The 12,205-nt window shown below is 51.2% G+C and carries 9 protein-coding genes; 1 reads left to right on the forward strand and 8 read right to left on the reverse strand.

The window, feature by feature from the left end; translation table 11 throughout:
• Window position 1: 1 nt before the first annotated feature.
• The 8 genes from HOK28_03675 to HOK28_03710 all read right to left on the reverse strand — a co-directional run bounded on the left by HOK28_03675 (window position 2) and on the right by HOK28_03710 (window position 9,424).
• Window positions 2–1,189 (reverse strand): aspartate aminotransferase family protein, encoded by a 1,188-nt coding sequence (locus HOK28_03675; protein ID MBT6432166.1) that lies wholly within the window; start codon window positions 1,187–1,189, stop codon window positions 2–4.
• A gap of 163 nt (window positions 1,190–1,352) precedes the next feature.
• The gene (gene hslU, locus HOK28_03680) at window positions 1,353–2,711 is read right to left on the reverse strand and encodes an ATP-dependent protease ATPase subunit HslU (GenBank protein MBT6432167.1); all 1,359 of its coding nucleotides are present in this window, start codon (window positions 2,709–2,711) and stop codon (window positions 1,353–1,355) included.
• A gap of 4 nt (window positions 2,712–2,715) precedes the next feature.
• A complete protein-coding gene (gene hslV, locus HOK28_03685; protein MBT6432168.1) occupies window positions 2,716–3,258 on the reverse strand; it encodes an ATP-dependent protease subunit HslV in 543 nt (180 codons plus the stop codon).
• A 23-nt stretch (window positions 3,259–3,281) separates the two neighbouring features.
• Complete coding sequence (queC, locus tag HOK28_03690; GenBank protein ID MBT6432169.1) at window positions 3,282–3,980, reverse strand: 7-cyano-7-deazaguanine synthase QueC; 699 nt, start codon at window positions 3,978–3,980, stop codon at window positions 3,282–3,284.
• Between the two features lie 78 nt (window positions 3,981–4,058).
• A complete protein-coding gene (locus HOK28_03695) occupies window positions 4,059–4,949 on the reverse strand; it encodes a tyrosine recombinase XerC (protein ID MBT6432170.1) in 891 nt (296 codons plus the stop codon).
• Between the two features lie 64 nt (window positions 4,950–5,013).
• Window positions 5,014–6,429: a methylenetetrahydrofolate--tRNA-(uracil(54)-C(5))-methyltransferase (FADH(2)-oxidizing) TrmFO gene (trmFO, locus tag HOK28_03700; protein MBT6432171.1), complete on the reverse strand. Its 1,416-nt coding sequence runs from the start codon at window positions 6,427–6,429 to the stop codon at window positions 5,014–5,016.
• 59 nt (window positions 6,430–6,488) lie between these two features.
• On the reverse strand, window positions 6,489–8,741 hold the full coding sequence (locus HOK28_03705; GenBank protein ID MBT6432172.1) for a hypothetical protein: 2,253 nt from the start codon (window positions 8,739–8,741) through the stop codon (window positions 6,489–6,491).
• Window positions 8,738–9,424, reverse strand: coding sequence for a DUF4159 domain-containing protein (locus HOK28_03710; GenBank protein ID MBT6432173.1), 687 nt, complete (start codon window positions 9,422–9,424; stop codon window positions 8,738–8,740). The genes HOK28_03705 and HOK28_03710 overlap by 4 nt, the downstream gene beginning before the upstream one ends.
• 378 nt (window positions 9,425–9,802) lie before the next feature.
• Here HOK28_03710 and topA point away from each other — a divergent pair.
• Window positions 9,803–12,205, forward strand: a 2,403-nt coding sequence (topA, locus tag HOK28_03715; GenBank protein MBT6432174.1) for a type I DNA topoisomerase, incomplete at its 3' end; no start/stop codon positions are given.

Consider the following 12,205-nt stretch of genomic DNA (forward strand, 5'->3'; position numbering starts at 1 on the left):
GCTAAGGCTTGAGCACTTGCTCCAGCAACGATGTCGCATGCGCACAATCCGATTCGGTGGCAATCATAGGTGGTAGAATTCGCAAGACGTGGGTTCCTGCTAAGGTTACCAATAAGCCAGCATTTCGAGCCTTTTCAAAAACCGGTCTGGCTTCGCAGGTTAACTCCAGCCCGATCATAAGCCCTCGGCCTCGCACGGAGTGGACAAGTTCGGTCTTACTCTTCAAGCCTTCGAGCATCTCCATAAATTGAGCACCGAGCTTTACGGAGTGCTCCATTAAGCCTTCTTCTTGAACGACGTCCCAGGTTGCAAGCCCGGCCGCGCAGGCTACCGGGTTGCCGCCATAGGTCGAGCCATGGCCACCGATTTTGAGAGGCTCAGATACGGCTTTACTCATCACGAGCGCCCCGAGAGGCATGCCGCCGCCAATGGCTTTGGCCAAAGGCATGATATCCGGAACCATGTCTTCGTGCTGATGGTCAAACCATTTTCCTGTACGTCCACCCGCTGTTTGAATTTCGTCAACGATGAGCAGAGTACCGGTTTGGTCACAGATTTTTCGTAATTCGCTTAGGTAACCTGCATCGGCAACAGCTACCCCGGAATTGCCTTGGATAGGTTCTACGATGAAGGCAGCGGTTTTTGAGGTGATGGCTTTTCGTGCGGCTTCCAGATCGTTGAAAGGGACGTGTGCAACGTTAGGCATCAAAGGTTCAAAGCCAACTTTATATTTGGGGTTTGCGGTAAGGCTGAGTGCTCCAATGGTGCGTCCGTGAAATCCGCCGTGGGTTGCAACCATTTGTGGCCGGTTTTCACCTTTCGAATGAAAATAGAGACGTGCCATTTTAATCGCCGCTTCCACTGCTTCCGCACCAGAATTGCAAAGAAAGACATGGTCTCCAAAGCTGTGGTCGCACAGTCTCTGACACATGTCGATGTAGCCCTTGTGGTGAAACATATTCGATACGTGTGAGAGCCGAGAAGCTTGTTCGCGGATCGCCTCTACAACCTTTGGGTGCCCGTGGCCCAGGGAGTTCACGGCAATCCCAGAAGTGAAGTCGAGGTATTTATTACCGTCTTGGTCCCAAGCCCATACGCCTTCACCGCGCTCTAGAATAAACGGAGCCGGGTTATAGTTTTTGGTCATGTGCTCTTTGGCTGAACTGAGTAGGGCTTGCGTTTGCGTCATGGCACTTCCTCCAGGATAGGGCCGCAAAAAAATACAGCTACGCTTCAAGAGTAGCTCTATAGCCAGAATTTTATGGAGGGGTACAGAGTGGCCTAGAAGAAAGAGACCACTTTTACATAAGAAAACGGCTCCAAGGAAAATAGAGAGACCGTAAGTGTCTGATTTAGAGGATGTATTTGCTCAAGTCTTCCTTGGTGTAGAAATCTTCGAGCGTGGATTTTACAAAAGCGGCATCCACTGTAACGCTTGTTCCGGCACATTCAGGAGCTTCAAATGAGATCTCTTCGAGCAGCTTTTCCATCACGGTATGCAGTCGGCGCGCACCAATATTTTCGGCCCTGCTGTTGGCCTGGGCGGCAATGTGGGCAAGTTCTTTGAGTCCATTTTTTTGAAACTTCAAGGCGACCTTCTCGGTTTCCATCAAGGCTTCATATTGAATAGGAAGTGCATTTTTTGGCTCTTCCAAAATGCGAAGGAGCTCTGCTTCACCCAGCGACTGCAGTTCCACCCGAATAGGGAAACGACCTTGTAGCTCGGGAATCAAATCACTGACCTTGCTCACATGGAATGCTCCAGCAGCGATGAAAAGGATATGGTCAGTTTTAACAGGGCCATACTTGGTGGTGACGGTAGAGCCTTCAACGATCGGTAGAATATCACGCTGGACACCTTCACGTGACACATCAACTCCACCACCGCCTTCTCGTTTGGCGATTTTGTCGATTTCATCGAGAAAGACGATGCCGCTGTTTTCCGCGCGGTCGACGGCCTCGGCGTTGACGTCATCTTGGTCAATCAGTTTGGCGGCTTCTTCGTGGGAAAAGATTTCCAGCGCTTCTGGAACTTTAACACGGCGTTTTCGAGTTTTACGACCGCCCATCATCTGGCCCATCATATCTTGGATATTCATGCCCATCTCTTCCATGCCGCTGTTACTAAAAACCTGCATGGTGGGCATCGATCGGTCCTGCGCATCGATTTCAACTTCGCGGTCGTTGAGCTTATCTTCCCGAAGCATTTTACGCATCGTTTGACGACTGTCATCGTCGGCCGGAGTCTGCTCGTCGCCTTGTTTTTCGTAGGCAGGCCTTGGCAAGAGAATATCTAGGACCCGGTCTTCTGCATGCTGGCGAGCGTTTACCATCACGCGTTCTTTCGCTTCCTCACGCACCATGTGAATGGAGCGTTCCATGAGGTCACGTACAATAGAGTCAACATCGCGGCCCACATAGCCAACTTCGGTAAACTTACTGGCCTCAACTTTTACAAAGGGCGCATTGGCAAGCTTGGCAAGACGCCGTGCAATTTCTGTTTTACCAACACCGGTGGAGCCAATGAGGATAATGTTTTTGGGAGCGATTTCGTCACGCAGCTCGTCTGGAACGCGTTTTCTTCTCCAGCGATTTCTAAGCGCAATGGCGACAGCACGCTTGGCATCTTTTTGGCCAACAATGTATTTGTCGAGCTCGCCAACAGTTTCGCGAGGGGTGAAGCTTGTTTGTTCGTTAAATGATGTTGCCATACTCTTACTCGGCTCCAAGTTCTTCAAAGATGATATTTGCGTTGGTATAGATACAGAGATCCGCGGCGATTTTCATTGCCGATTGAGCAATGTCTTTGGCGCCAAGTTCGGAGTGATCCAGGAGCGCTCTGGCGGCAGAGAGTGCATAGTTTCCGCCTGAACCGATGGCCACTGCGCCGCATTCGGGCTCAAGAACATCTCCATTACCGCTTAGAATCAGTGTCTTTTCACGGTCGGCTACGATGAGCATGGCTTCAAGCTTGCGAAGCATACGGTCAGTTCGCCACTCTTTGGTAAGCTCAACCGCTGCCCGGGTGACGTTGCCACTGTAGTCTTTTAGCTTGGTCTCGAATCGTTCAAAAAGCGTAAATGCGTCAGCTGTGGAACCGGCAAATCCCGCGAGAACTTGCCCGTCGTGGAGACGGCGCAATTTGGTAGCGCTGTGCTTCATGACTGTATTGCCCAAGGTGACTTGGCCGTCGGCGGCAATGGTAACATTGGAGCCGCGTCGAACCGCGAGAATAGTAGTTGCGTGATATTGTTCCATCAGTCTTTCTCGAACGCCTTGTTTCAGACGTATTGGGTGGGATCGGCGACTTCTGCATCCTTAAAACCTTGTTGTCTTAAGATACAAGAATCACACTGGCCGCAAGCGAGCTCTCCCACCGGGTCGTAACAGGAATGGGTTAGGCCGTAATCGACACCCAAGCGTGTTCCTTCCACGATGATTTCTGCCTTGGTCAAGGTAAGGAGTGGAGCGTGCACTGTAAAGTGCCCTTTTCCTTCTACTGCCACTGCTGTGGCAAGATTTGCCATGGTTTCGAACGCGTTCACGAATTCTGGTCGGCAATCGGGGTAGCCTGAATAATCGACAGCATTGACGCCAATAAAGATGTCAAAAGCACCGAGAACCTCGGCCCAAGCAAGGGCGTAGGAAAGAAAAATCGTATTTCTAGCGGGCACATAGGTCACTGGGATGCCGTCGTTCATTTCGTCGGTATTGCGGCCCTTGGGTACCTCGATATCGTCTGTGAGGGCAGAGCCACCAAAGGCTCGAAGATCGATTTCTACAATTCGGTGTTCTCGAACGCCCTGGGCTTTGGCAACCCGGTTGGAGGCTTCAAGTTCGATGGCATGGCCTTGGCCATACCGAAAACTCATGCAGTGGGGCTCAAAACCCATATCGATGGCCATGGAGAGGACGGTGGCGGAATCAAGGCCGCCAGAGAGTAAGACAAGAGCTGGTTTTTTTACATTTGCTTCAGACATCCGCGGCTTCATAGGCCTGCCAGATGATGGTGTCAATCGGCTCTTGAAATCTCAGGGAATCCCGGTTTAGCGGGGCGGTTAGGACTTATTAGTAGCCCGAGGGTGAGCCTGGTCGTAGACCTGAAAGAGGCGTTCGGCGGTAACTTTGGTGTAGCGCTGTGTGGTGGAGAGATGGCTATGGCCGAGCAAGGTCTGAATTTCTCGCAGGTTGGCGCCTCCAGCCAGTAAATGGGTGGCGAAACTGTGACGAAGCTGGTGAGGAGAGACGTGCTGTCCAAGGGCCCGAAGCGCAGCGTCGTCCACAATTCTGGCGATGGTGCGCGTGGATATACCCTTTTTACCTCGGCCAATGAGATAGATATCTTCGGCATCTGCGGGACGTTTTTGGCGATAGTACTCAAGTGCGGCAATGCACCCCTTGGGAATGGGGATGACGCGCTCTTTGCCGCCCTTACCAAGAACCTTGGCGGTGGCTTCCTCTAAATCCAGGTCTGAGTTTTTCAGGGTTGCAGCTTCGCTCAAACGAATACCCAGCCCGTAGAGTAAAAGCATCGCAGCATGTGCACGCGCATGTTTGGGCTCGTCGCTTTTTGGAGGTTGCATAAGGGCCATGACTGCGTCGGCATCAAGTGCTCTTGGTAGATGCTGAGGTAGCTTGGGAGCATCAAGAGGCGCCGTGGGATCGATTGACGTGGGCTTGCCGCGTAAGTACCACGCGTAGAAGGCACGCAGGGAACTCTGCTTGCGGCTCATACTGGTTGCCGCGAGACGCTCACCATTATCTTTTTTACAACGGGCCAGATGAGCTCGAAGAAAATCGGTGGTCCATTCATCAAAGGATTGATAGCCGCGCTCTTTGGCGAAGTTTACCGCAGCTCTTAGATCGGACATGTAGCCCCGTGCGGTATTCACGGAAGCGCGCCTTTCTAAAAGAAGAAATTGCTCAAAGCTGTCGAGTGCCTTTTCCACCTGCCTAGGATACTGGCTTGGAGCGTAAGGGCAAGAAAAGTGGGGCGCCGTATCTGGGATTTGTTTAGGTTGCTTCCGGTACGGGCGGTAAAGGCATGGCTCGTTTAGGCTTTTTCTTTTTGACGAGCTCTTCAGGCACAATGTTCGATGCGCAGATCTCGAGCTGATACTGAGCGGCCCACTGGTTAAGCGCTTCTTCAGCTCTTAACACGCGGATACGCTTTTTCTCATTCTTCTTGGTGCCTTCTGGCGGCGGCGTAAACATAGCCCAGTTGATATTCTGTGGTTCGTGAGAGCTGTGGTCCAGACGGTTAACACCTTGCACATGTTGCCACAAACACCCCAGAGCGGTTTCGCGTGGAGGCGCTTCAAGAGTTGTCGCCTGAATATCTGCCGCCAAAAGCCGGCCGGTCATCAAGCCGTGGGCTGCGCTTTCTACGTAGCCTTCCACCCCGGTAATTTGTCCGGCAAAACGAATATGAGGCATGGCTTTAAGGCGCATACGTTCATCTAAAAGTGCTGGGCTATCAAGATACGTATTACGGTGGATGGCACCAAGGCGGATAAATTCCACATCTTCCATTCCGGGTATCATCTTAAAGATGCGCTTTTGTTCTGGGTACTTCAGCTTCGTTTGAAAGCCGACCATATTGTAGGCCTGACCATCAGGGTCTTCCTTACGAAGCTGGAGCACAGCATAGGGCCAGCGACCTGTGCGTGGGTCATCGAGTCCTACGGGCTTCATTGCACCGTAGCGAAGCGTCTCACGCCCGCTGGCCACGACCACTTCTATTGGTAGGCAACCTTGGAAGTACTTCGGCTCTTCGAAGCTGTGCAGCGGCATGGACTCGCCTTCGAGAACAGCATCAATAAATGCTTCGTACTGTTCTTTGTTGAGCGGGCAGTTGAGGTAATCGTCGCCTCCGCCTTTACCGTAACGGCTTGCTGCGAAAATGATGTCTCGATTTAAACTGTCGCCGCTGACAATTGGAGCTATCGCGTCGTAGAAGTAGAGCCGGTCTTGGCCGGATGCTTCTTGAATGGAGGTAGCCAAAGAAGCGTCTGTAAGTGGGCCCGTGGATACAATGGTGTGGCCGGCATCGGGTAGTTTTTCAACGACCTCACTGACGCGTGTAATATTGGGGTGACCATCGAGAGCAGCGGTAATGGTCTTGCTAAATCCGATACGTTCCACCGCGAGCGCGTCACCAGCGGGTACTCGGTTTTCATAAGCTGCCCGGATAATCAATGAATTAAGCCGGCGCATTTCTTCTTTCAAAAGACCGATTGCGTTCATGTGATTATTGGAGCGAAGCGAATTTGAGCAAACCAATTCACACAACTCATCAGAGTTTTGTGCTGGCGTTCTCTTGATGGGTTTCATCTCGCTGATTTGAACTTTAACGCCCGCTTCGGCAAGTTGCCAAGCTGCTTCACTGCCTGCGAGGCCTGCACCTATGATTTTTACTGAGTCGGTCATGGGCCTGAGCTACCGCCCACGCTCCAATCTTTCAAGCTCAAAAGGATTGATTTTACGACTTAAAGATAGCCGGTACGGCGACGAAGGGCCCATTCGGCTGAAAAGAGGAGCACGGCGAGTAAAAGTGCCCAACCATTGTCCCAAAGCTCAGTGTTTTTACGCCGGTCGATTTCAATCACCTCTGGAGCTACGGTCTCAAGGTTCTCCCAAGTATCTTCGCTAAACGGGCTACTTTTAGCATCCGTGGTCGCAGCGATGGCTTTTAGTAAATCGGGCCTTGGCCGCGCGGTGGCCAGCTCGGTATGTTGTGCCTGCACCACAAAGACGCCTTGCCCAGACATATTTTTACCGTCTTCAAGAGTTGCCTCCGCGACGATTCGGTAGGGACCTGGCTCAAGCTTGTCGTAGCTGATTTTCGTGTTCCCATTTTCACCAGTCACGAGGTCGTCCACATCCACAGTGGTTCCGTTGCTTCGAAAGAGGTTGACCCGAACAGCCGTGTTGGCCGCGCCTTGGTAGTTGGGGTTCAGGACTTTAATACTGGCTTCAACTGGGTTGCCAACTTCATATCGGTATTTTCCTGGAAGTACCCGGATGCGGGCATGCTCTGGATCTCGCATCAGCCAACGCAACGCGCCTGACCAAAACCGATGGTAGGCCCGAAGAGCCGCGCCGCCATCGCGATTGTTCTCGAAACGCCATCGCCAGATCGAGTCGGTCATGAGTGCCATACTGCGGCCATCTTCCACTTCGCGAACTGAGAGGAGAGGAGTAGCCTGACCAAACCCGCTGCCTACGGATTCCAGAAGAACTGAACTGTCTGCTGCCGGACCCAGGGTGCTGTTGAGTGTAGAAAAGGCGGGAAGTGTTCCCCAAAAAGCCTCACGAGAACTTCGGCTTAACTCGGTGATGGGGTGAAAACGGCCTGTTTCAGTAAGCTCAGCTTTAAACGTACCATTTTGAAATCCACCTGAGTTCATACGGATGGGGAGGATGTCATCAATGGCAGTTCCCGCATATCCGCCGCCGTCAAAGCTTTGGGGGCCACCCACCATGATAAAGCCCAGTCCCTTGCGAACGGCTTCACGGATGTTCGGTAGAAAGTGAGCCATGTTGAATGGGCGATAATCAAAGTTTTGAAATATGACGACGTCAAAAGTATGCAGCTCGGTGTCGAAGATTTTGTTGGTGGGAAAAGGAATCAAGGAGAGTTCTTTGTCCATCACCTGAGGGTTGTCATTCGGCGTTCTCAAAATGAAAAATGAGATGAGGTCGACGTTTGGGTTTTCTTTAAGATGCTGCCGGAGGAAACGCTCATCCCAGCTTGGACGCCCGGCAACTTGGAGTACGCGGATTTTATCTCGAATGACTTTTACCACAAACGAGTGAATATTGTTCTCTGGGACAGCCTCTCCGGCAAATGCAGGAATTTCGACGGTGTAAATAAACTCACCCACGGCATCGGGTTTGGTTTCGAATGATATCACGCGGGAAGCTTTATCGGATAAAACAACTTGTTCAGTTGTTAGCAACTCGTTGCCGCGTTTGAGAGAGACCGGTACGGTTGCACCTTCAAATCCCGTTGCCTCCAAGGTGACTTGAATCTCCATGGTATTGTGGACGAAGGCAAATTCGTCGGCGACGACTTTCTGAATACTGATGTCTTTAAAGGTCCCTTGCCGAGCCGGCCACGCTGTATTGAACGGGATTTTCAGACTGCCGAGTCTGGCCTTGAGCTGGGAATCAACTTCTTTCTCTTCGGCCAGTGCCAGCTCTACATTGTCGGCACCATCGGAGATGAGTAAAACACCCGCCAGAGGGCGTCCGCCTCCATAGCTTTGAATATTCTCAAGCGCTGCGAGTAAATCCGTGCTCTCACCCTTGGGAGTAGTACCGATGATGTCGCTGGAGATGGGTCCATCGAGATCGTAGAACTCAAGGATATGGTCCTCGCTTAGTTTTTTGATGGTTTCCTTGCTGCTTTCAAATACCTCAAGAACATCGTTGTAACGGTTGTTGGTTTTGTCGCTGCCCAGAGTCATGCTCATAGAGCGATCGATGACCACAGCGAATCGGTCTCTTACTTGACGAACGAGTCGTTCTTGAAGAGCGGGTTCAATGAGAAATCCCAACACCAAGAGTGCGCCAAGAATTCTAAGGATGCTTAAAGATATTTTACGACGGCTTGTTGCGTAAGAACGTATAACCAGAGCGGTGCCCAAAATCACTGCGCCAGAGAGTATCCAAATCCACTGCTCGGGCAGTGCTGAAAGCGATACCAGCGTCCAGTCTGTATAGTTTTCCGTATTCACCGACGTCTCTGCAAAATAAAGGGGATATGGACTTGGTCTTCTTTGTAGTCGAGGCACAAAGCATACATGACCAAGTTGATGCCTAAGCGGTACGTCATTTCTCGGGCACTTTCGCCTCCACTGCTCATCGTGTAGCGCCAAGAACCGAATTCGTCGCGAGCCATCGCTCCGCTCATATCGTTGGCGTAGTGGATCACGGAAAGTCGGCCGTCGGTGGTCATGCCCTCGAGGTGAGCTCTGCTTTTAATGCGGCCGCCGTGGCGTTCGAGTAAGAAAAAACTCTTGTAGAGAACGTGGTCTGGAGCCACGCGTTTAAGATTTTCACCGGGCAAGATTCGAGCGAGGTCCCGGCGTACACTTTGGTCAAACGGGCCGCCGAGGTTCCCGTCGCTTAGGTCGATCAAGAGTGTACCGCCGCGGGATAAAAATTGCCGCATTTGGCCAACAGCCACGGGACTCAATGGTGGAAAAGCTTCCTCTCCCTGCCAGAGCACGAAAGGCACCTTAAATATACTGTCAGTGTTGGGGTCAACGGGCAGCACATCGAGCGATGAGGCGATGCTGGTTCGCTTGCGAATTTCCCAACCGAGGCGGCTGAACCCGTTGTCTCGGGGAGAATTTTGGCCTCCGGGAACCTTGAGAAAGCCAAATTGGAACTCTGGTGGCTCTTTTTCTTGAGCCAATCCCGATCCTTGTCCCAGGAGGTTGAGCAATAATGTGATTATTATAAAAAACTTCAATTTCATCAGTTACTTACCGGTTTACCAGAACCTGTCGTGGCACACCATATCACTTCCCCAGAATGGGGAAAGGCCCAGTCTTGACGCGTCGTGTTATTCACGTCTCCTCTTGTAACTCTCTGCAACCATGCGCTAAAGCATGCCACCTGAGGTGTAGCGCTTGTCCAGTGGGCACGCTGATTTAGCGAGTCGCAACGCCATATAGATGACTTGAGAGTCTTGGAATACTCGATTTTTTACCGGCGGGGGCCGCGTGGGAAATAGGAGTGGCGTGAGGTCTAGCGAACCGGTGCCCCATTATTCTCGGCAGTGAGGGTTAAAGTGGCAAAGACGTTAATCGTGGTGGAATCACCAGCCAAAGCAAGAACGATTTCCAAGTTTCTTGGAGATGACTATATTGTCGAGTCTTCAATCGGCCATATTCGAGATTTGCCATCCAAGGCAGCCGAAATTCCCGCAGCGCATAAGAAAAAGCCATGGTCACGGATCGGCGTGAATGTAGACGAGGATTTCAAGCCCCTCTACATTGTACCTACGGCTAAGAAAGCCCAAGTTAAGAAACTAAAAGACTTGCTGGCTCAATCGGATGCACTCTTTCTGGCGACGGATGAGGATCGCGAGGGAGAAGCGATTGCGTGGCACCTGGTTGAGGTTTTAAAGCCTAAGGTTCCGATTCGCCGAATGGTCTTTCATGAAATCACTGAGCGCGCGATTCATGCCGCCATTGAAAACCCACGAGAAATTGACCACCGATTGGTGGAAGCGCAGGAAGCTCGGCGGATACTCGACCGACTTTACGGTTATGAGGTCAGCCCTCTTTTATGGCTCAAAATTAAGCCGCGTCTAAGCGCGGGTCGGGTGCAGTCCGTTGCGACACGTCTGATTGTTGAGCGTGAGCGCGACCGTATGGCGTTTAAGAGTTCTGCTTATTGGAGTTTGCGAGCAAACTTAGAGAAGGCTGGTGATGGCCTTAAAGTAGACGGTCTCTTGGCCGATATCGAGGGGCGCCGTATTGCTCTAACCCGCGACTTTGATGGCCTCACGGGAGAACTGACTGATAACGCCCGCCGGGATAACGTTATTCTTCTCGATGAAAAGGCTGCGATGGCCTTAACGGATTATATGACGGGTAAGCACGTTACCGTTACAGACATCATTGAAAAGCCTTTCACTCAAAAGCCGCAAGCACCATTTATTACGTCTACCCTTCAGCAGGAAGGAAGCCGCAAGCTTCGTTATACTGCCAAGCGAACGATGCGTGTGGCTCAGCGTTTGTACGAAAACGGTTACATTACTTATATGCGTACCGATTCGAATACGCTTTCACAAGAAGCGGTCAATGCGGCTCGCGCTCAAATTACTGAACTGTTTGGAGCAGAGTATGTTCCGGATGAGCCTCGTACTTACAAAGGTAAGGTAAAAGGCGCTCAGGAAGCACACGAAGCGATTCGTCCAGCAGGAACCGAATTCCGTACACCAGATAGCTTGCGCTCTGAACTCGATGATGACGCATTTAAGCTTTACGATTTGATCTGGCGTCGAACAGTGGCTTGCCAGATGAAGGATGCCAAAGGGCAACGAACTCAGGTTCGTATGAAGGCTGACATCACCGCAGCGGTGAGTGAAGCTGCCGGACAAGATGTTACGGGTAAGGCAACCTTTACCGCTTCTGGTAAGGTCATTACCTTTCCTGGATTCCTGAAAGCCTACCGTTTCACAGAAGACAACGATGGTGAATCAGAGTCGGATAACGAAGATAAGATTCTACCTCCGATGGCCAAAGGCGAGCAGCTCGATGCTAAAGAACTCAAGCCAGCTGGTCATAATACCAAACCACCTGCACGTTACACTGAAGCATCACTTGTTAAGATGCTTGAAGAGCGCGGTATTGGTCGTCCATCAACTTACGCATCGATTATCCAAACGATTCAAGACCGAGGGTATGTGTGGAAAAAGGGTGGAGCGCTTGTTCCTACTTTAACTGCCTTTGCAGTCACACAACTCTTAGAAGCACACTTTACGATGCTTGTGGATTACGAGTTTACGGCCCGTATGGAAAGTGATCTTGATAATATTTCCATGGGCGAGCAGCAGGCCATTCCATGGTTACACAAGTTCTACTTCGGGCTTGAACCAACGCCTGAGGAAGAGATTGAGGCTGCTGGCAAAAAGAGCATCAGCGAAGTTGGCTTAAAAGTTAAAATCTCGGCCAGTAAAGCCGCGATTGATGCCCGCGCGATTTCTACTGTTCCCCTGGGTGATTTAGAAGAGGGTGAATTGGTAGCCGCTCGCGTAGGTCGCTATGGTCCGTATTTGCAAATTGGCGATAGCGATAGACGTGCTTCCATTCCTGATGATTTGGCGCTTGATGAGCTTAGTGTTGAAGAAGCTTTGAGACTTCTAGAAGAAGCAGCTTTAGCCAACCGTGAGATGGGCCTGCACGAAGCCACTGGTGAGAAGGTTTTCCTTAAATCGGGTCGCTACGGTCCTTATATCCAGCTGGGTGAACCAGAGCTCGATGCTAAGGGTAATATCAAAAAGGGAACCAAACCAAAGATGGCCAGCCTCTGGCCGGATATGGTTCCTAAAGATCTTACACTTGAGCAAGCAGAACTCATTTTATCTTTCCCTCGCGTTCTTGGAACACATCCTGAGACCAAGGAAGAAGTTACCGTTCAAGATGGTCGCTTTGGACCTTATATCTCGATGCCAAAAGAGGAAGAA

Source organism: Deltaproteobacteria bacterium (assembly GCA_018668695.1).
Taxonomy (GTDB): domain Bacteria; phylum Myxococcota; class XYA12-FULL-58-9; order XYA12-FULL-58-9; family JABJBS01; genus JABJBS01.

What these genes read in the sequence shown, in the direction of transcription:
- hslV (MBT6432168.1), bottom strand. Translation starts at nt 3,258, where the DNA reads ATGGAACAATATCACGCAACTACTATTCTCGCGGTTCGACGCGGCTCC.
- queC (MBT6432169.1), bottom strand. Translation starts at nt 3,980, where the DNA reads ATGTCTGAAGCAAATGTAAAAAAACCAGCTCTTGTCTTACTCTCTGGC.
- hslU (MBT6432167.1), bottom strand. Translation starts at nt 2,711, where the DNA reads ATGGCAACATCATTTAACGAACAAACAAGCTTCACCCCTCGCGAAACT.
- HOK28_03675 (MBT6432166.1), bottom strand. Translation starts at nt 1,189, where the DNA reads ATGACGCAAACGCAAGCCCTACTCAGTTCAGCCAAAGAGCACATGACC.
- trmFO (MBT6432171.1), bottom strand. Translation starts at nt 6,429, where the DNA reads ATGACCGACTCAGTAAAAATCATAGGTGCAGGCCTCGCAGGCAGTGAA.